We start from the raw sequence: 19,425 nt of genomic DNA, 5'->3' as shown, positions 1-19,425 counted from the left end.
CCTCCTTATTAATTAATCGAACGCTTTGCGAATTCGCTCTTCCTTCTCTACATACCTCATGTCCTCTTGAACCATCTCCCTAACAAGCGATTCAAAGCTTGTCTGGGTAGGATTCCAGCCAAGCACCGTTTTGGCTTTCGTAGGGTCTCCAAGCAGTTGTTCAACTTCGGCCGGACGGAAGTATTGCGGGTCTACTTCGACGAGCACATTACCCGTTCTGCGGTCAATTCCCTTCTCATTAACCCCTGAGCCGCTCCATTCCAGCTCAATCCCTGCCTCCTTGAAAGCAAGATCACAGAATTCCCTAACGCTGTGCATCTCGCCTGTGCCAATGACAAAGTCCTCCGGCTGTTCGTGCTGCAGCATCAACCACATGCACTCCACATAATCTCTGGCATGCCCCCAATCTCGAAGTGCATTCAGATTCCCCAAGTAGAGTTTCCTTTGTTTACCTTGCGCAATTCTGGCTACTGCCAGCGTTATTTTTCTCGTAACGAAGGTTTCGCCTCTTCTTGGAGATTCATGATTAAACAGAATGCCGTTGACAGCAAACATATTGTATGATTCCCTATAATTTTTAACAATCCAGAAACCATATAACTTAGCGACGCCATATGGGCTTCTTGGGTAAAATGGAGTCGTCTCTCTTTGTGGCACTTCTTGCACCAACCCATATAGTTCCGAAGTTGAAGCTTGATAGATCCGAGTTTTTTCCGTCATGCCCAGAATCCTTACCGCCTCAAGTATTCGCAATGTACCTATGGCATCAGCATTGGCCGTGTACTCTGGCGTCTCGAACGAAACCTTAACATGTGACTGAGCAGCTAAGTTATAAATCTCATCCGGTTGAACTTTTTGTATGAGAGATATAATATTGGTCGAATCTGTCATATCGCCATAATGAAGATATACTTTTCTATGCTTGTGCATATCTTCGATTAGTTCATCAATGTATAAATGCTCGATTCTATTTGTATTAAAGGAAGAACTTCTTCTGATCACACCATGCACTTCATATCCCTTTTCTACCAACAACTCCGCTAAATAGGATCCATCTTGTCCTGTGATCCCCGTGATTAGTGCTCTTTTCATCTTTTAACTGTCCTCCATATTTCTGTAATCTATATTAACTGATTAGCCTTGATATATTTAATGATTCTATCCACGCTTTCCTCGACGGTTAACTGATCCGTTTCAATGGTGATTTCAGGAGAGGTAGATATCTCATAAGGTGAGGTAATGCCTGTAAAATCCGGTATTTCACCCTTTCTAGCTTTTTTGTAGAGCCCCTTGGGATCCCGTTGCTCACATTGCTCAAGAGAACATTTTACATATACTTCAATAAACTCCCCTTGCTCGAACAAGCTTCGGACCTCTTGTCGATCTTGAATGTAGGGGGAGATAAATGCCGCCGTCACGATGGATCCTGCTTCTACAAACAGCTTCGAAACTTCTCCTACACGGCGAATGTTCTCTTTTCGGTCTTCCGGACTAAACCCAAGATTCTTATTTAGCCCCCGACGTACGTTGTCGCCATCCAGAATATAAGAATGATAACCGTTGTTATAAAAAAAATGATCTAGCGCGTTCGCGATTGTCGATTTACCTGAGCCTGAAAGACCCGTCAACCAGATCACAAAACTACCATGCTTATTGCTTTGTTGTCTCATTTCTTTAGTAACATGGTAACCTTGAGGTACAACATTTTTTGCGTTTTCCATGTTCTCTCCTTCATACATCTGATAATAATAACATCACTAATATATTTGGTAACGCCGGATATCGAATACAACATAAGATATAAAACCGGCACTGCTGACCTCATTCCCAAATTCATATTGCAGCTATATTCGGGTAATCAGGGAGAAGTTTATGTATAAATAAAAAATAATAATATATTAGATAGATAAGGAACTCCATAACAATATGGCTACCTTGAATCTAACTAGACTTAGAGTGAGCTTCTGTTCCTAAGCACTAATCAACGCTTCATTTTAGTCCGCTGATAATGACACAGCAAATGACATACCGACGATTGCCTTCGATCATCTTGTTTTATCTTATCAAACTTTCCATCTGTATTATACCTAAATCTCCTACCAAACTTGAATATTTTGTAGAATCGAGACGAAGCTCGCTTTTTTTCGACAAACACATATCAAACATTTTTGTAAACATCATACAAAACACCAACCTGCTCTTATAGTAATCTATTATCCAATTTGATAATATACATAGAGGAAACAATTGTCGAAAATTGCTAGATCACATACACGGATAAGGAGTTTTGATTAAATGAGCGCAAGAAAGAGCACAACGAGCGGCACAAGACCGCTTATTGCGACAAATATTTCAATATGGAGCTGGATTGGTGCCATCGGTATCGCCTTATTTCTACTAATCTCGCCCTATAACAAGGCTTTATTCAACGGCTATTCCTTCAACTTCGAGTCGTCGATCTACAAGGCGGTATTCTTCGGACTAGTGTTATTGCTGTTAACGGCCGTTTATTTGCTTAAACACTGGAAGCTGGACGATTACCGGGGAATGCTCTCGATCGCTGCTCTTCTGCTCCCTTTCATCTACTGGTTAGCATCATTCCAGGCGGTTTCCAGCTATTACGCTTCATTCATGACCTTCATATTTGTACTGCTTGCTGCTTTGTTTATCGCAGGACTCTACTTTGCGGAAACCGTGCAGACGCGCAAGCTGATCGAATATGCGCTAATGCTTTCCTCTTATATCATTGTACTGTTCGGTTTGTTCAATTTGTTCGGTCAAACGTATTATCGCGATGCATTATGGCTTGCCCATGATGGATACAGACTCACAGCTGTCTTCCAATACTCGAATACATATGCAAGTTTCCTTGTCGCCGTATTTCTAGCCGCCCTCTATTATGCATCACACTGCACAAGATGGCAGGCAAGACTGGCTCATTCGCTTATGCTCGTTCCGATATGGATTTCGTTCATGCTGACCTACTCGCGCGGCGCTATCGTCATCATTCCGGTTATGGTGCTCGCAGTTCTTCCGTTCCTTCGTTTCTCTCGTCAGATTACATACATCGTATACATGATTCTATCCGTTCTAGCTGCAATGGCCGTACTTGGACCGATAACGACGAAAGCCGATGCGATTGCTAAGCTTGTTCAGCCAACTGCAGACAAGCCAGTAGATACGATCTCGTTGTTCAGCTCGTTGCCGTTGCAAAGCTGGGCGCTGCTAATTGCTGCATCAGCTGTCGTTGCCGGCATTATATTGCTCGTTGAAGCCAAAGCGTCAGACTGGATTGAAGCCAAAACAACGAAGATTGCATCGTTCAAATGGTCTTTCCTTGCCGTTCCCGCTGCGATAATCGTTTTAGGCGCAATTGCGGCTGGCGCACTGTTAGGAAGCAGCGCCGTACGAGGGATGCTTCCGGATAAGATTGCCGTGCGTTTCGAGAGCATCAACTTCCAGCAGCATAGTGTGCAGGAACGCTTCACCTTCTATAAGGATGGCTTGCGCTTAGCTGAAGACTACCCGTTGCTTGGCGGAGGAGGCGGAGCTTGGCAATCGCTATTCGAGCAATACCAGAACAACCCGTATTGGAGCAGACAAGCCCATAGCTTCTTCGTACAGGTGCTCGTTGAGACCGGTTGGCTCGGTCTAGCATCGCTTGTCCTGTTAATTGGCGGAGCCTACTGGTTCTATATTCGCTCCTATATCCGTCATCCTGAGCGTAGAGGAAGTCATCTTATCTTCTTCATCTTCTCTCTTGCGCTTCTCATGCATAGCGCTCTAGACTTTGACATGAGCTTTGTATTTATAAGCAGTATCGTGTTCCTGTCGCTAGGCTGTATGGTCGCCCCTTTCGGCAGCAAGCTCCCTATCGAGCGTTTGCAAAAGATAAAGCTTGCAAGCTGGAGCCGTTTCATCTATCCGGCAATCATCGGCTTATCAGCTATCGTTCTGCTTGTTATAACCATTTCCAACAATAGCGCCAATCAGCTGTATAACAAGACGATTCGCCAAGCATCACAGAAAGGCGCAACGCTTGGCGATGTGCTGCCGTCGCTCGACAAAGCAATCAAACGATCGCCGAACCAAACGACGTTCAGTCTGACCAAGGCGAACTGGCTTAAGCAAGCCTATGACAATAGTAAGGACGGGGAAGTGCTAGCTGGTGCGTTGTTCATCTTGGAAGAGGCGAAGAAGCATGATCGCAATAATCGCAGCATTATTGCAATGCAGTTAGACCTCTACCAGCTTAACAATCAGCTGTCTACTTCGATTGAATTGTTGGAGGAAGGCATTACCAAGTTTCCTTGGGATATTCAGTTCTACGACAAGGCAATTCTCGCTTATGGAGAGGGTATAAAGGATGCAGATGCCAAACAAGACAGCGATTCTGCGGACCAATACAAATCCCGCCTGAGCGAAATCGCGCAGGAAGTCGAACGAAGAACGGCACAGCTTGCCGATCTGCCACCTGAACAGCAGCAAGGACGCTCCTTCAGCTTGTCTGAGCCGGCCCAAGAAGCGCTTCAGACACTTCTAGCAAGCAATTAACTTACCTTTATAGAAAGACCGCAGAAGCGCATCCTGATGCGTCTCTGCGGTCTTTCTTCCTCCTACAGCCATAATTTTAATGGTATGTTTCGAGGCTTCCAAGAATAAATAGCAATAGTACGCCCAAATCTATTCTGGCAGGAAGGAGAAGCCAATTGAAACGAGCGCGGAATCCCAAATGGTCTTTTGTGGTGATGCGCGGCGCTGACAAAACCGTTAAACAGTTTCACGTATCGAAGCGGTCGGTCGTCGTGATACCGACTGTCGCCGTACTCGCGGTTTCAGGCTGGATTGCAAGTCTCCAGGTGCAAGCGACCGATGAAATCGACGGTCTGGAGGAGCAATTGTCTAATCAGACTGCACAGTTCACACAAACCGTCTCCGGAAAGGACGAGGCGATCGTCTCATTGCAGCAGGAATTGCTCCAACTGTCGCGCCAAGCGCAAGAAATGAAACAAAAGCTGATTGAGCTTCAAGAGCTGGAAAATAAGCTTAAGCAGTTCATCGAGAAATACGGCAGCGGAATCGCTCCATCTAGCGGCGAGGCTAATGGGGTTGAGAAAGAAGTAAGCACGCTGTCCGGAGGAACTAGCAGCCCAAGTTCAACGAATCTTTCCCGGACCTCTTATTCTTCCGCTCTCATGGGAGGCAATGCCCGTCAGCTTGCTTCGCTTGCTCAGTATACAGGCCTTGATCTACAGGCGCTTAGCGGTATGGTCGATTCCATGGAAATATCGATGGAGCAGACGCTGAGGCATGCGCAAGCGAGAAGAGAGACGGTCGACGGCTATCCCTCCGGCTGGCCGACACGTTCCAGGCAACTAACATCAGGCTTTGGTTATCGCAAAGACCCTTTTAGCGGGAAGACCGCCTTTCATGCCGGCATCGATATAACAGGGAAACTCGGAGACCCTGTATTCAGCGCGGCCGAAGGAACCGTGACGGAGACGGGCATCGACGGCGTATTTGGCAAATATATTGTCATCGAGCATTTGGGCGGCTTAAAAACTACTTATATGCACTTGAAACAGATTGAAGCAAAGGAAGGCGATCTCGTCGTTCGCGGCGAGAAAATCGGCCTGCTCGGCTCGAGTGGCAGAAGCACGGGCCCGCATTTGCATTTTCAAATCTTACAGCAGAGCGAACCGGTGAACCCACTGAAATATCTCGCTCTCGTAAAGGAGAATTGAAGCTTATGTTCAAGGAGAACAAACGGGTCATCGCAACCGACACGCTAATCGGTCAGGGCACCCTAACCGAAGGTAAAATGGTATGCGAGGCAAGCCTCCGCATCGAGGGGGAATATCGCGGCGACATTGAATGCAAAGGCAATGTCATCATTGGCGAATGCGGCGTAGCGCGCTCGAACATTACAGCTCAAGACGTTACCGTTGCCGGGAAAGTCATTGGCGATATTACGACGAAAGGTCGGCTTATTATTACGGCATCCGGCCAAGTGAACGGCAATCTGTACGCGAACATACTCATTGTCCAAGACGGCGGCATCATTAATGGCAGCTGCCAGATGGAAGTGCCTAAGGAAGCCAAGGGCAAAGGCGCTTCCGACTCAGACAGTCATCATGCCGCTAATAGCAAGGAACAAGGCGGCAGAGAAGGCAAGGAGAAATCGAGGCAAGCCGGTTAATAGGGCGAGGTCTTATACTTACTTTTTCCAAAAATAAAAACAAGCCGTTCCAGCACACTCTCCTCTACTAAGAGCCTGAATTGCTGAAACGGCTTGTTGAATTAACCGGCTACATCCCGCTTGTTAAATATGTACCAGGTGAGTGCAATAAACAGCGCGTAATAAATACCGAGTATTCCCAGCGAGAATCCAAGTGTCATGTCGCCATCCGTCGTTTGCCCGATGTATCTCGTAAGATCCAGATGAGTGAACAGCAAATAGTCGATCCACTTGTAATTCAGCAGTGAGAACAGGGAATTAATGATATCCATGGCTAGCAATAGGAACAGGGCAAGACCAATCGCAAGGGCGCTGCTGCGGAATATCGTAGACAGCATGAATGCCAGCGTAATCATAACGACCAGCGCAACAAACTTCATCACATAGAACTGGAAGAGGAACTGCAACGATGACATGTTCTCTTGTCCGGGCAATTGCTCCTGAATCGCGTTAGCGGTATCGGATGGAAACAGTCCGAAGCACAGCCAATTCACCAGCCATACACTTCCGAACAGCATTACGGTCAACAGAGCAGCGAACAATACCACTGAAATATATTTGGACAGCAATATTTTTGATCTCGACCATGGTCGAATGAGGAGCAGCTTGATCGTTCCTGAAGTAAACTCCTCCGCTACGCTTACTGCCGCAATGACCACAGAGAAGATAGTCACGAGCAGAAATAAAATAAATGACTCCCAGTAAGCAACCGTCCACATCGTAGTTTCCCGGCCATCTAGAATGAGCCACATGACCGAGATCAGTATTACTGCGCCAATCAGTAAGCCCGCCATGATATAGGTCCGCGGTCGGAAATAGATTTTAATATTTTCGTTTCGTACAAGCTGCATAAAATCACCCAATTCGCTCGCCTCCTGTCACTTCCAAGAATTGATCTTCCAGCGATTTGATCTGTGCGCGGATACCGAATACTTTAATGCCTGCCGAGACTAAATGCGCATTAATAGCAGCCGTCTGCTCGCGATCAACTTCTACTGCGATCGCACCGATGCCCTCAGCTTGAGCAACGAACTCAGCAGCCGCAAGGGCTTCAATCGCCGCTTCTACTTGATCGACCTCAATAAGCGTACGCACGCTATCTGATGACGGCTTGCTGCCCTGCAGCACTCGGACGTCGATTAGTTTACCGTTCTGGATAATAGCTACACGGTCGCACATCAGTTCCATCTCTGCAAGCAAGTGGCTCGATACGAACACCGCAATCCCTTCGACCTTGGACAGCTCGCGCAAATAATCGCGCAGCTCGCGAATACCGGCCGGATCGAGACCGTTAGTAGGCTCATCGAGAATAAGCAGCCTCGGTTTATGTAGAATGGCCTGCGCTACGCCAAGTCGTTGCCTCATGCCAAGCGAGTACGTCTTCACCTTGTCATGAATCCGCCCCTCCAGCCCGACGAGCCGAACGACCTCCTTCACTCTTGCTTCCGTGACGCCTGGGAACATGCGAGCGAAGTGCATCAGATTCTGATAACCGGATAAATATTTGTACATTTCCGGATTTTCTACGATTGCGCCTACATGCTTAATCGCTTTCTCGTATTCATTCGCGATGCTATGGCCTTCAATCCATATTTCACCTTCTGTTATGGAAATCAATCCAACCATCATACGGATGGTTGTCGTCTTGCCCGCGCCGTTAGGACCAAGAAAACCAAATACTTCCCCAAGCGGCAATTCCAAGGTTAAGCGGTCGATGATCGTACGGCCGCCAATTCGCTTCGTTACATTTTGCAATCGGACTACTGGCTGCTCCACTCAATTACACTCCTTTGTACTGCAATTAATCAATCTAATCATTATAAATGATATAGGAAACAAATGGAAGTTAATGATTGGTACAATGAAAAAAGCCTTCATCTACAAATTTCCGTAGATTGAAGGCCTTCAATGTCGTCCGCCTTAGTAGATATGCTCGGAATGCTCGGCAACCTTGGCATCTGCTCGAAGGAACACTTTGTAGTCATAATGATCGAATTTCGCGTTTATCGTATTGGCCGTCTTCTCTTCTTTCAGACTGCATGCCGTGCAGAAGCACATCGGATGCACGACTCTGTAAAACCCGGTTCGGAATTGTACATTAGTCTTCGGACTTGGGACCAGTTCTCCGCATGTTACGCAATAATAACGCTGATCAATTCGGTTCATTGGCTAGATCGCTCCCTCTCGTCTATATGTATAATGGGTCAATCCTCCACCTCATGCTACAATATGTATCTTTTTTGCGTAAAATTTACGATCAGATTACCTCTCTTCTTCGATATCGTCTTTTTGCAGCAAATCTCGCCAGTTTGGGCCATAGGGGCAGCTGCAGTGCCGCCGCTTCCAGCAATCTCGCTTGCCATCCATAAACGTAGACTATTCTGCCATCACGATGTACAGCCTTTAACCGGCCAATAATACTCGTAAAGTCGATCGGAGCACTCCTCAGCCTGCTGGTATCACCTCGAAAAGTATACCGTGTTGCATTCAACGCTTTCTCCACATTAACGATTCGTTCGATGAGCAGCTCCCCATCCACGCTTGCGTATAAGCATACATCGCCAGGTCGAAGGTCCTTCTCATTTGCTCTTGAGAACGTTGATATATTGCCCTCGCGCAGCAGTGGAAACATGGCATCCCCATAGCAAGTAACATCGATTTCGCCTTGACGTTCAACGATAGACGCTATTATTGCAGGCAGCCCCATACGCTTCTCTACAGCTTTCATAAATCTGCTCCTACACCAAGTTCGATTGACTTATAATCTCATCCCATTTGATGCCTAAGTTAATGACATCATCTTCGGCCAGTTCAGCCCCGCTCTGCACCTCAAGCAGTTCCAGATCGGTAATAGCACGCAGGCTATGACGGGTACGTCCGGGTATCGTTACGGCGTTGCCCGCTGAGACCGGTCTCAGCTCTTCATCAATAATAGCTACTCCTTCGCCTGACAAAATCGTCCACGTTTCGCTTCTATTAAAATGAAGATGATAGCTCATATTCTCTCCTGCCGCGATGAAAACTCGCTTGGAGACGACCTGCCCTCCTGACGCTAGACGCGCCTTATCGACAATGATCGTATGCCCCCAATGCTTTTCCTCATAGTTAGGTTTTGCATTCATCGCCAGCAGCATTTCACTGATCTGATTGCTATGCAATCGATCGGCAATTAAGATGCCATCGGGGCTCGCCGCTACAAGCAGGTTGCTGAGGCCGATAATTTGAATGGGAATATCGAGATGATTAATAAGCTGTGACTGGTCATGAGAACGCTCGATCTTCTCCTGCTCCTTCAATGGAAACGCGATTTCCTCCGATATCGTCCGCCATGAGCGAAGATTTTTCCATACGCCGTTGTAGTAGACGACCGAACGGGATGTCTCGCATTCCAATAACGCAGTCTCGATGCTAGATTTAGACAGCTTCGAATATTGCTTATACAGCTCGTCGTAATGGATAGGAAGACTCAGCGCGATTAGCTTCGAGATCATATAATCGAGTGAGAAAGCGTATATTCCGCCGCCCAGTGGCGGCTGTTGCTCATCTCCAGACTTCGGCGCCATCCCGATTAACATAAGCTGCGAGCCGCTTTCGCGAAGCCGATCCGGAAGCTCCTGGACCCATTCGAAAAAATCACTTTCAACATATGCATCAACCGGCATAATTATGACGGTCTCGGCGAGCGAGACACCTGCGATCGAGTAAAGATACGAAGCAGCCAGCGCAATGGCGGGAAAAGTCCCGCGTTGCTCCGGCTCTATAATAAGCGGCGTCCTCTGGCCTGTCTGCCGTTTCAGAAGCTCCATCTGCTCTATGCTTGTCGCAAATCTCGTATGCTCCTGAAGTCCGGCGTCGCCAAGCTGACGCCATAACCGCTGCACCATAGACTCGAGATCCCCATTAGGCGCCTCCAATACGGACAAATATTGCTTCGCCCTCGTGTTGCTGGACAAGGGCCACAAACGCTTGCCCGAGCCTCCTGACAACAATATAATTTTCAATAGCCTCGTCCCCCTGCCTGCGCAGGTTGTCCAAGTATGGGTTGACTGAGAACCCGTCTCCAATGATTCTGATGAACGACCCGTTGATAGGATTGATGAATCTTGAACTGCTGAGGCTGTTGGGCAAGCAGCTCTTGATTCATGACTCTGACAAGCAGAGAGCGCAACAGACCAGAAGACTGGAAGGACATGCCGTGAAGATATGTCTCCTGGACCTTCTTGTTCCACTGAATCGTCCCGCGCAGCACAATTGGAATTTGATTAATCGTCATGCGAATATCGACCATGTAATTCTCTTGAACCGGAAGCTGAACCTTGCTTGAGAAACACAATCCTTCATGACTTAAGTTCATGAGAACAACCGTGCTTACTCCGCGCGACAGCAGCTGTCCGCGCTTGTCCATCAGACGAAGCTCTGCTTCTACACCTTCTTGAAAACGCAAACGGATATGTGCCCTGGAATTGTCTTTGTCATGCAGCGACATAAAGCATTCCTCCTATTCTATGAAATGTTTTTTTCGTCATTTTCAATAGAAAAGCATGCAAATCGTGCGATTACGTATTAGTATTATAAGTAGCAGACAGCGGATCATTCAGACATTTCGGGGGGAAAAGAAATGAATATCGGCGACCGAATCGCTCAATTGAGAATTGTACGGGACTGGACACAGGAATTGACCGCAGCTAAGCTCGGTATCTCTCGCGCCTCATTATCACATTATGAGAAAAATCGGAGGGAAGTCAGCAACGAATTGTTGGCCAAATTCGCGGACTTATATGAGGTCACAATCGATTATCTGGTTGGACGGACGTTAATTCCTAAGCAGGTTCTAACCGAAGAGATTCGCAGCTTCGTCGATCGACTTGAACTGACGGACGAGCAGTTGTTAAGCAAATACAGTCTCACTTTGGATGGCAGAATGCTCACGCTAGATGAGACGAAACATTTCATTGCCTACCTCAGAGAGAGACGTTCAGCCTTCTAGATGCTTCTCGGCCCAGATCTCGTCTTGAATGCCCATTTCCGCTAGTATCAACGAAACCTCTAGCAGCACTTTAGCAGATGCTGCGTTCATTTCTTCATCGGATTGATTCATTAGGTCACTCACTGCCACAATCGTCTCCCACATCTATTAATAGACCTTTAATGCTGCAATATATCCATTATAAACCAGTCCATAGATGGAGACTGTCGGATAATGGTTGCGGCTTTTTTCTATTTTGGTGGCATTTTGTCGAAAAATAATAATTGCAGAAAAAAACTACGACGGCTCAATTTACGATCTTACAAATAGGTAATTGGGCTACACGGTAACCAACACCATTTAGTAGTGATCTAAAAGATTAAACATATTTTCATTCCGCTCTGGCCATTGTTCTCGATCCGAGCGCAGTTTATTAAGATGCTCTTCTATATTGTCTGGCGTAATTCGAACGCCAAAATATGCGGGTACTTTATTTGTTTCTTCAGCCAGCATTCTATAGAGAATGAGATCACCTATTTTATTGGAGAAATGGGAAAGATCATTATAGTTTTCTGACTCGTTCAAAGAACTCATTGATATTTCATGATAGCCCGAGAAGTCCCAGATAGGGGCTATATTAACCAACTGGCGTTTCCATTCTTCAAAACTGTCCCATATGTCGTTTTGCCAATATGTCTCTAGAAGAATTGCATGAACGGGGCTGATATATATATATAATTTGAGATGATACTGGTCACATAGTTCTTTAATTTTTTTCATGTAGTTCATACTGTCGGATGATATTTGAAATGCAGTAGGAATAACTTGCAATGTAGCTTGATTAAAATTTGGTGGGAATACAAAAGTTTCGTCAAAACTGCCATCGCCTATAAACCTATGCTCAGTGAATCTAGTCGTATGATTGAGGTTATCGATTACTACCTTTCCACTGTCTATTAAAGCTTTATCAGAAAGTAAAGTCGCCAATAGATCCTGCATGTACAGAGGAGAAGATAATCTGCGCTCAACATAATTGGCGTGGTTTGAAAAATTAGAATTGAATACCTCAAAATCTAACCCAAGAAATACGGTGTTTAAATTTTTATCGACCTTTATGGCATACTCCAAGTATTTGTAGTTTATATAAGGAGTAGCGGCGGAGAGTCCTAAATTATATGCACGGTTGCCGGTTATTCGTTTGATTGCAGGCGGATGTATGCGCATAGCTCTAGATGTTCCTAGAACAATGGTCTCGGGCTGAACTTTTTTGCTCTGAAAAGTTTTTATTAAGTATGGGTCGCTCTCAATGATTTTGTTATAGTTAAAGCTTTTCCCTGAGTAATGATAGATTCCATAGGGATCGACCACATAATTAACGGATGCTATTGCAGAAAGTGCAATTAAAGTTAAGGAGAGCGTAATTAATGTCCACTTTTTATAAGTTGTCATGGGTTCACCCGATATTTAAAATTTGAAATATAAAAATTCGGTTGCATTTGTAAGATGCAATACGGAATAAACAAAAATGATAACAATAAAAAAGGTGTATATGATATTAGGCTTAAAAGTAGTCATCTTTTCCGAAGTGTTTTTGAATCCTAATACAATAAGGAAGGCTATAACGATCAGACCTAATGCACGGAATTTGTCTTTTAATGGCGTACTTTCAAAATGAACCCCCAATATTTCAAGTGGGTATAATATCTGCGATAACTGATCAGGTAATATAAAGCCATTTAATCCAAGCATAGCTTCGATGAGCATTAAGGCTTGATCTAGTTCACTGATTTTAAAGAAGACGAGCGTGAAATTAAAATAAATAAAAGTAAGCCCCCAAGCTAAAATGAGGGGAAGCTTTATGCTTAATGCTTTCCACAATCGATATACACAAATGCCTAGTCCGACCAGAAAACCCCATATCGCAAAATTCCATCCAGCTCCATGCCAAACGCCACTGAGAAGAAAAAGCAGCATTACATTTATTAAGGTTTTAGCACGCGTCCCTATTTTAATATTTAGAAAAAAACGTTTGGTTAACCAACGGTTCATAGGATTATAAACGTATTCATATAAGAAACGGGTTAGTGTAATATGCCACCGTGAAGCCAATTCCTGAAAATTAGTAGCTTTATATGGAGAGTTAAAGTTAATTGGCAACTTAATGTTAAATAATAACGCCAATCCTATAGCCATATCAGAATATCCGCTAAAATCGAAATACAATTGAAAAGCGTAGGAAAGAATGACTGTCCAAGCATCAAAAAATGTAATCGAATTCAAATAATTCATACCGTCAATGACGGTAGTCGATAAATGATCGGCAAGGATTACTTTTTTAAATAAGCCTATGGAAAAAATGAATATTCCCAGTGCGATATGCTGAAAGTTGATTTTTAAATTCTGAGCACTTTGAAATTGAGGCATCATTACTTTGTGGTGAACAATAGGGCCTGCAATCAGATGAGGGAAAAAAGTAATGAATAATGTGTAATTAATAAAATTGTAGTTGGAGACCTTTCCCTTTTGGCAATCCACCAAATATGATATTTGTTGAAACGTAAAGAAACTAATAGCTAAAGGAAACACGAAATGAAATAACGGTATGTCCTTTGATAATATAAGGTTCAAATTAGATATAAAGAAGTCAGTGTATTTAAAGTATCCTAGTAAAATTAAATTAAACATAATACCTGCACTTAAGAGTAATTTGCTCTTATGAAGGATAAGATACCGACCTAACAAAAAATTGATTGTGATAGATATAAGGACAAGAAGTAAATAACTTGGATTCCAAAAACCATAGAAAAAAAGAGAACTTGCTGCGAGCCATGTTCTTGAAACATAAGCGGGGGCAGTTGAAGTGAGGAAGAAGTAACCCGCAAATACAATAGGCAAGAAAATAAAAATAAATAAATGCGAATTGAACAGCATAAATACACGTCCTATATAAAAAAATATTAATTTGATTGTATTTAGATTCAATGAATATAATGTAATCTTATCACAATGAACTACATTAATTGATTATTATTTTTCAAATAAAAAAACTTCCGATTAATTCTTTCGAAATTTCGTTATTCATAGGCCCACCTGTCGTAGAAAAAAAGGGACTGCCGCCAAAAAAGCTTTATCAGCTTCTTTGGCGCAGTCCCTTTGTCAATACGATTTATTTGCCGCCTGAACGAGCGAGCTCTTTCTTATTCGCTTCGAATGCAGCAAGCAATGCCGCTTCACCCTGCAAGCCCGTATCTTCGGCCTTGCGGATCTGTTCCAACATACGTTTGTAGTCCTTCGGAATGACCTTCACGAACTTAGCAAGCGATCCGTCCCAGTCGCCTAGAACGCGTGCACCGATAGCACTATCCGTGTACTGGACATGCTTCTCGATCATGCCGCGAAGCTCAGCAATGTCAACTTCCTCTTCTACGCGCTCGAGCAGCACCATCTCGATGTTGCAGTGCTTGTAGAAGTCGCCGGTTGCATCATATACATAAGCGACGCCGCCCGACATGCCTGCCGCGAAGTTACGGCCCGTTGCGCCTAGAATGACAACACGTCCGCCTGTCATATACTCACAGCCGTGGTCGCCAACGCCTTCAACGACGACGCTGACACCGGAGTTACGAACCGCGAAGCGTTCGCCCGCGATACCGCGGATATACGCCTGACCGTCCGTACCGCCGTACAATGCCGTGTTGCCGATAATAACGTTCTCTTCGGCAACGAAGGACGCCTTCGGCGATGGAGCGACGATGACCTTGCCGCCGGAAAGACCTTTGCCGACGTAGTCATTGGAGTCGCCTTCGATCGATAGCGTAATGCCCTTCGGCAAGAATGCGCCGAAGCTTTGGCCGGCTGTTCCTACGAAGTGGTACGAGATCGTATCTTCAGGCAAGCCTTTCGCGCCGTAGCGGCGAGTTACCTCGCTGCCCAGAATCGTTCCGACTACGCGATTCGTGTTCAGAATCGGGAACGTTCCGCTTACGCGTTCGCCGCTCTCCAGAGCCGCTTGTGCGCCAGGCACCAGCTTCTGCATATCAAGCGACAGCTCAAGTCCGTGGTTCTGCTCTTGTACACAGTGGCGAGCAGCATCTTTCGAAACTTCGGACTGATACAACAAGCCGGAGAGATCGATGCCTTTCGCTTTGTAGTGCTCAAGCAATTGTTTGGTTTCCAATAGCTCAACGCGTCCAACCATCTCTTGGATGGTGCGGAAGCCAAGCTCAGCCATAATCTCGCGAAGCTCTTCCGCGATGAAGCGCAAGTAGTTAACCACATGGCTAGGATCGCCCATGAACTTCTTGCGAAGCTCAGGATTTTGCGTCGCTACGCCGACTGGGCAAGTATCAAGCTGACATACGCGCATCATGACGCATCCGAGAACGATAAGCGGAGCCGTCGAGAAGCCGTATTCTTCAGCGCCGAGCAATACAGCGATTGCTACGTCGCGGCCCGTCATCATTTTGCCGTCTGTCTCAACCGTTACGCGGTCGCGCAAGTTGTTGAGCATAAGCGTCTGATGCGTCTCCGCAAGACCAAGCTCCCAAGGCAGACCCGCGTGGCGGATCGAACCCATTGGCGATGCGCCTGTACCGCCGTCATAGCCGCTGACCATAATAACGTCTGCGCGGCCTTTGGCAACGCCGGCTGCGATTGTGCCTACGCCAACCTCGGATACGAGCTTCACGTTAATGCGAGCGCGCGGGTTAGCGTTCTTCAGATCGTGGATCAGCTCAGCCAAATCCTCGATCGAATAAATATCGTGATGCGGAGGAGGCGAGATCAGACCTACGCCCGGCGTAGAGCCGCGAACCTCGGCAACCCATGGATATACTTTAAGGCCTGGCAATTGTCCGCCTTCACCCGGCTTAGCGCCTTGGGCCATCTTGATTTGAATCTCATCGGCATTGACCAAGTAGTTGCTCGTCACGCCGAAACGTCCCGATGCGACTTGCTTGATCGCGCTGCGGCGGGAATCGCCGTTCGCGTCCGGAATGAAGCGCGCCGGATCTTCGCCGCCCTCGCCCGTATTCGACTTGCCGCCGAGACGGTTCATCGCGATTGCGAGGCTTTCATGCGCTTCCTTGCTGATCGAGCCGAACGACATCGCGCCCGTCTTGAAACGTTTCACGATCGATTCAACCGATTCAACCTCATCCAGCGCAACCGCTTGGCGGCCGCCCTTGAATTGAAGCAGCGAACGAAGCGTCAGATGTTTCTTGTCTTCGCCTTGAATAAGCGCGGAGAACTTCTTGTACAGCTTGTAGTCGTTCGCACGCGATGCCATCTGCAGCGTGTGGATCGTCTGCGGGCTGAACAAGTGGTCTTCTCCATCCTTACGCCATTGATAGTCGCCGCCGGAATCAAGCTCTCTCTCAGCGCCTTCTTGTTCGGCGTAAGCACGGTTATGATGCTTCAGCGTCTCTTCGGCAATGACATCGAGACCGATGCCGCCGATACGGGACGGAGTCGTCGTGAAGTATTCGTTGATGACTTCTTCCTTCAAGCCGAGCGCTTCGAAGATTTGAGCGCCGCGGTACGATTGAATCGTCGAAATACCCATTTTGGACAATATTTTTACAACGCCCTTAGTCGCTGCTTTAATGAAGTTCTTAACGGCTTTCTCATGCGATACGCCGCGCAGCATGCCTTGGCGGATCATATCGTCAAGCGTTTCGAATGCCAGGTACGGGTTAACTGCGCTTACGCCGTAGCCAAGCAGCAAGGCGAAGTGATGAACTTCGCGCGGCTCGCCGGATTCAAGCAATAGAGCAACCTTCGTACGTGTACCTTGGCGGATCAAGTGGTGATGCAGCGCCGATACGGCAAGCAGTGCCGGAATAGCTGCATTTTCTTTATCTACGCCGCGGTCGGATAGAATAAGCATATTATGACCTTTGTCGATAACGCGGTCAGCCGCTTCGCACATTTGTTTAAGCGCTGCGCGCAGGCCAGCTTCGCCTTCGCTTGCAGGGAAGAAGATCGGAAGCGTGATCGACTTGAAGCCAGGGCGGCGCACATGGCGGAGCTTCGCGAACTGTTCATTGGACAGAATCGGCGTATCCAGCTTAATGTGACGGCAGCTCTCAGGCTCTGGGTTAAGCAAGTTGCGCTCAGGTCCGATTGTCGTACCTGTTGCCGTAATGATCTCTTCGCGAATCGCGTCGATCGGCGGGTTCGTTACTTGCGCGAACAATTGCTTAAAGTAGTTGTACAGACGCTGCGGACGTTCCGACAACACCGCTAGCGGAGCGTCGTAGCCCATCGAGGCGATTGGCTCCATGCCGCTTCCTGCCATCGGCTCAAGCACTTTGCGCACGTCCTCGAATGTGTAACCGAACGCTTGCTGGCGCGTTTGCACCGTTGCGTGATCCGGCTCCGGCAATTCCGGTGCCTCTGGCAGATCTTCCAAATCAACGAGATGCTCGTCGAGCCAGTCGCGGTATGGATGCTCGGCAGCGATCTGAGCCTTCACTTCCTCATCGGAAATGATGCGGCCTTCCTTCGTGTCGACAAGCAGCATGCGTCCTGGACGCAGACGGTCTTTGTATAAAATATCCTCAGCCGGAATTTCAACCGTTCCCGCCTCGGAACCTAGAATAATATGATCATCTTTCGTTACATAGTAACGAGCTGGACGAAGACCGTTACGGTCTAGCACAGCGCCGATTTGGACGCCGTCCGTGAAGCCCATAGCTGCAGGTCCGTCCCACGGCTCCATAAGGGTGCTGTGGTATTCATAGAACGCTTTGCGATCGTCGCTCATGCTTTCATGGTTGGACCAAGGCTCTGGAACCATCATCATCGCAACGTGCGGAAGCGAGCGGCCCGACAGATGCAGGAATTCAAGCGTGTTATCGAACATCGCTGTATCGGAGCCGTCCGGGTTAATGATCGGCTTGATCTTCTCGAGATCGTCACCGAACAATTCGGTAGCGAACAGCGTCTGGCGCGCATGCATCCAGTTGACGTTGCCGCGCAGCGTGTTGATCTCGCCGTTATGAATTAAATAATGGAATGGATGCGCACGCTCCCAGCTTGGGAACGTGTTCGTGCTGAAACGGGAGTGAACAAGTGCCATTGCCGTAACAACCGACTCATCGCCCAGCTCCGTATAGAACGAACGAACCTGCTCCGTCGTAAGCATTCCTTTGTATACGATTTTTCTGGAGGAAAGGCTGGAGAAGTAGAACATATTCCCGCCTTCTTTGCCGGCAAAACGAATAGCAAGCTCCGCGCGTTTGCGGATGACATAAAGCTTGCGTTCGAATGCAAGAACTTCCTTACCTTGAAGCTCCTCGCTCTTGCCGATGAAGATTTGGCGAACGTAAGGCTTAACAGCCAGTGCCGATACGCCAAGCTTCGAGTCGTTCGTAGGAACGGTACGCCATCCGATAAGCGGTTGGCCTTCCTCCGCTACGATCGATTCCAGCTCGCGCTCAATCGCATTGCGCGCAGCTTCGTTCTGAGGCATGAAGATCATGCCTACCGCGTATTGTCCTTCTTCAGGCAGTTCAATCTCTTGCTTCTTCATCTCATTCGAGAAGAAAGCATGCGGGATTTGAAGCAGAATACCTGCTCCGTCACCTGTGTTAGGCTCGCTGCCTTGTCCGCCGCGATGCTCCATGTTCTCGAGCAGCGTCAGCGCTTGGCGAATGATTTTATGCGATTTTTTCCCCTTGATGTTGGCCACAAAGCCCATGCCGCAGGCGTCTTTCTCAAATTGCGGATCATAAAGACCCTGCTTAGGCGGCAATCCCAAAATACGTTCTTTCATTGTGCGCAACCTCTCTATCAGAAGATTTTTGGGTAAGCATGTTCGTTTTTCACTGAGGAAGACAAGCGTAAACGGCTTCACTGTCCTTTGGTGGCGCAAGCAAACGTTTCGCGGATGAAATATAAGCAAAGTATAAAATTATTTATACTTTCTTATATTTTGAAAAAAAAGCTCGAATGAAGACGCGGTTGGCTTCATTTTTGGCTTGTTTTATCATAGAATGGTAGTCAGCGAAGCGCATCGGCTTGCTCCTTGCCATCCTTGTTAAACGGCTTTGCGACTCTCATCCTGGCGCCTCCGTTTAATGTTGACCATATCCCGGGCCGTATACCGCCATTACGCGATTATTATATTATTTTAACATCAGGCCAAAACGGAATCAATTTAATATTTTTATGATTGTGATAAGAGTTGTTTACCACCAGGGGGAGTTGCCTGCTTTCG

Annotated in this window: 16 protein-coding genes; 4 read left to right on the top strand and 12 right to left on the bottom strand. The window is 46.8% G+C overall.

Annotation, left to right across the window (positions count from 1 at the left end):
- Positions 1 to 12 precede the first annotated feature (12 nt).
- On the bottom strand, positions 13 to 1,092 hold the full coding sequence (gmd, locus tag AC1DF0_RS10075) for a GDP-mannose 4,6-dehydratase (RefSeq protein ID WP_477573855.1): 1,080 nt from the start codon (positions 1,090 to 1,092) through the stop codon (positions 13 to 15).
- A gap of 29 nt (positions 1,093 to 1,121) precedes the next feature.
- Positions 1,122 to 1,721, bottom strand: coding sequence for an adenylyl-sulfate kinase (gene cysC / locus AC1DF0_RS10070; protein WP_477573854.1), 600 nt, complete (start codon positions 1,719 to 1,721; stop codon positions 1,122 to 1,124).
- 574 nt (positions 1,722 to 2,295) lie between these two features.
- Between cysC and AC1DF0_RS10065 the strand changes: the two genes are divergently transcribed.
- The 3 genes from AC1DF0_RS10065 to AC1DF0_RS10055 all read left to right on the top strand — a co-directional run bounded on the left by AC1DF0_RS10065 (position 2,296) and on the right by AC1DF0_RS10055 (position 6,199).
- Entirely contained in the window at positions 2,296 to 4,554 is a 2,259-nt protein-coding gene (locus AC1DF0_RS10065) for an O-antigen ligase family protein (protein ID WP_477573853.1), read from the top strand.
- 155 nt (positions 4,555 to 4,709) lie between these two features.
- Positions 4,710 to 5,744 carry a peptidoglycan DD-metalloendopeptidase family protein gene (locus AC1DF0_RS10060; protein ID WP_477573852.1) on the top strand — a complete coding sequence of 345 codons (1,035 nt, stop codon included), beginning with the start codon at positions 4,710 to 4,712 and terminating at the stop codon, positions 5,742 to 5,744.
- Positions 5,745 to 5,749: 5 nt separating this feature from the next.
- Complete coding sequence (locus tag AC1DF0_RS10055) at positions 5,750 to 6,199, top strand: bactofilin family protein (protein WP_477573851.1); 450 nt, start codon at positions 5,750 to 5,752, stop codon at positions 6,197 to 6,199.
- 101 nt (positions 6,200 to 6,300) lie between these two features.
- On the opposite strand, the gene AC1DF0_RS10050 is transcribed toward AC1DF0_RS10055, so the two are convergent.
- The 6 genes from AC1DF0_RS10050 to AC1DF0_RS10025 all read right to left on the bottom strand — a co-directional run bounded on the left by AC1DF0_RS10050 (position 6,301) and on the right by AC1DF0_RS10025 (position 10,724).
- A complete protein-coding gene (locus AC1DF0_RS10050; protein WP_477573850.1) occupies positions 6,301 to 7,101 on the bottom strand; it encodes an ABC transporter permease in 801 nt (266 codons plus the stop codon).
- A complete protein-coding gene (locus tag AC1DF0_RS10045; protein WP_477573849.1) occupies positions 7,094 to 8,014 on the bottom strand; it encodes an ABC transporter ATP-binding protein in 921 nt (306 codons plus the stop codon). Before AC1DF0_RS10045 ends, AC1DF0_RS10050 begins: the two co-directional genes overlap by 8 nt.
- A 144-nt stretch (positions 8,015 to 8,158) precedes the next feature.
- A complete protein-coding gene (locus AC1DF0_RS10040) occupies positions 8,159 to 8,404 on the bottom strand; it encodes a hypothetical protein (RefSeq protein ID WP_337098211.1) in 246 nt (81 codons plus the stop codon).
- A gap of 91 nt (positions 8,405 to 8,495) precedes the next feature.
- Positions 8,496 to 8,966, bottom strand: coding sequence for a hypothetical protein (locus tag AC1DF0_RS10035; protein ID WP_477573848.1), 471 nt, complete (start codon positions 8,964 to 8,966; stop codon positions 8,496 to 8,498).
- Positions 8,967 to 8,976: 10 nt separating this feature from the next.
- Positions 8,977 to 10,239 (bottom strand): sugar phosphate nucleotidyltransferase, encoded by a 1,263-nt coding sequence (locus AC1DF0_RS10030; RefSeq protein WP_477573847.1) that lies wholly within the window; start codon positions 10,237 to 10,239, stop codon positions 8,977 to 8,979.
- Positions 10,236 to 10,724, bottom strand: coding sequence for a PilZ domain-containing protein (locus AC1DF0_RS10025; protein WP_477573846.1), 489 nt, complete (start codon positions 10,722 to 10,724; stop codon positions 10,236 to 10,238). Before AC1DF0_RS10025 ends, AC1DF0_RS10030 begins: the two co-directional genes overlap by 4 nt.
- Positions 10,725 to 10,856: 132 nt before the next feature.
- On the opposite strand from AC1DF0_RS10025, the gene AC1DF0_RS10020 reads away from it, so the two are divergent.
- Positions 10,857 to 11,225 carry a helix-turn-helix domain-containing protein gene (locus AC1DF0_RS10020; RefSeq protein ID WP_442051285.1) on the top strand — a complete coding sequence of 123 codons (369 nt, stop codon included), beginning with the start codon at positions 10,857 to 10,859 and terminating at the stop codon, positions 11,223 to 11,225.
- Here AC1DF0_RS10020 and AC1DF0_RS10015 read toward each other — a convergent pair.
- The 4 genes from AC1DF0_RS10015 to gltB form a co-directional block, all read right to left on the bottom strand.
- A complete protein-coding gene (locus tag AC1DF0_RS10015; protein WP_477573845.1) occupies positions 11,214 to 11,348 on the bottom strand; it encodes a hypothetical protein in 135 nt (44 codons plus the stop codon). The two genes, AC1DF0_RS10020 and AC1DF0_RS10015, sit on opposite strands and share 12 nt — an antisense overlap.
- A gap of 216 nt (positions 11,349 to 11,564) precedes the next feature.
- Complete coding sequence (locus AC1DF0_RS10010; protein WP_477573844.1) at positions 11,565 to 12,653, bottom strand: hypothetical protein; 1,089 nt, start codon at positions 12,651 to 12,653, stop codon at positions 11,565 to 11,567.
- A gap of 15 nt (positions 12,654 to 12,668) precedes the next feature.
- Entirely contained in the window at positions 12,669 to 14,135 is a 1,467-nt protein-coding gene (locus AC1DF0_RS10005; RefSeq protein ID WP_477573843.1) for an MBOAT family O-acyltransferase, read from the bottom strand.
- 235 nt (positions 14,136 to 14,370) lie between these two features.
- Positions 14,371 to 18,981 carry a glutamate synthase large subunit gene (gltB, locus tag AC1DF0_RS10000; RefSeq protein ID WP_477573842.1) on the bottom strand — a complete coding sequence of 1,537 codons (4,611 nt, stop codon included), beginning with the start codon at positions 18,979 to 18,981 and terminating at the stop codon, positions 14,371 to 14,373.
- Positions 18,982 to 19,425 lie beyond the last annotated feature (444 nt).

Source organism: Paenibacillus sp. 05T425 (assembly GCF_056396205.1).
The sequence above is the reverse complement of the archived record's forward strand: the minus strand, read 5'-3'. Positions and strand labels throughout refer to the sequence as shown.

What these genes read in the sequence shown, in the direction of transcription:
- AC1DF0_RS10055 (WP_477573851.1), top strand. Translation starts at nt 5,750, where the DNA reads ATGTTCAAGGAGAACAAACGGGTCATCGCAACCGACACGCTAATCGGT.
- AC1DF0_RS10065 (WP_477573853.1), top strand. Translation starts at nt 2,296, where the DNA reads ATGAGCGCAAGAAAGAGCACAACGAGCGGCACAAGACCGCTTATTGCG.
- AC1DF0_RS10020 (WP_442051285.1), top strand. Translation starts at nt 10,857, where the DNA reads ATGAATATCGGCGACCGAATCGCTCAATTGAGAATTGTACGGGACTGG.
- gltB (WP_477573842.1), bottom strand. Translation starts at nt 18,981, where the DNA reads ATGAAAGAACGTATTTTGGGATTGCCGCCTAAGCAGGGTCTTTATGAT.
- gmd (WP_477573855.1), bottom strand. Translation starts at nt 1,092, where the DNA reads ATGAAAAGAGCACTAATCACGGGGATCACAGGACAAGATGGATCCTAT.
- AC1DF0_RS10010 (WP_477573844.1), bottom strand. Translation starts at nt 12,653, where the DNA reads ATGACAACTTATAAAAAGTGGACATTAATTACGCTCTCCTTAACTTTA.
- cysC (WP_477573854.1), bottom strand. Translation starts at nt 1,721, where the DNA reads ATGGAAAACGCAAAAAATGTTGTACCTCAAGGTTACCATGTTACTAAA.
- AC1DF0_RS10005 (WP_477573843.1), bottom strand. Translation starts at nt 14,135, where the DNA reads ATGCTGTTCAATTCGCATTTATTTATTTTTATTTTCTTGCCTATTGTA.
- AC1DF0_RS10040 (WP_337098211.1), bottom strand. Translation starts at nt 8,404, where the DNA reads ATGAACCGAATTGATCAGCGTTATTATTGCGTAACATGCGGAGAACTG.
- AC1DF0_RS10035 (WP_477573848.1), bottom strand. Translation starts at nt 8,966, where the DNA reads ATGAAAGCTGTAGAGAAGCGTATGGGGCTGCCTGCAATAATAGCGTCT.
- AC1DF0_RS10025 (WP_477573846.1), bottom strand. Translation starts at nt 10,724, where the DNA reads ATGTCGCTGCATGACAAAGACAATTCCAGGGCACATATCCGTTTGCGT.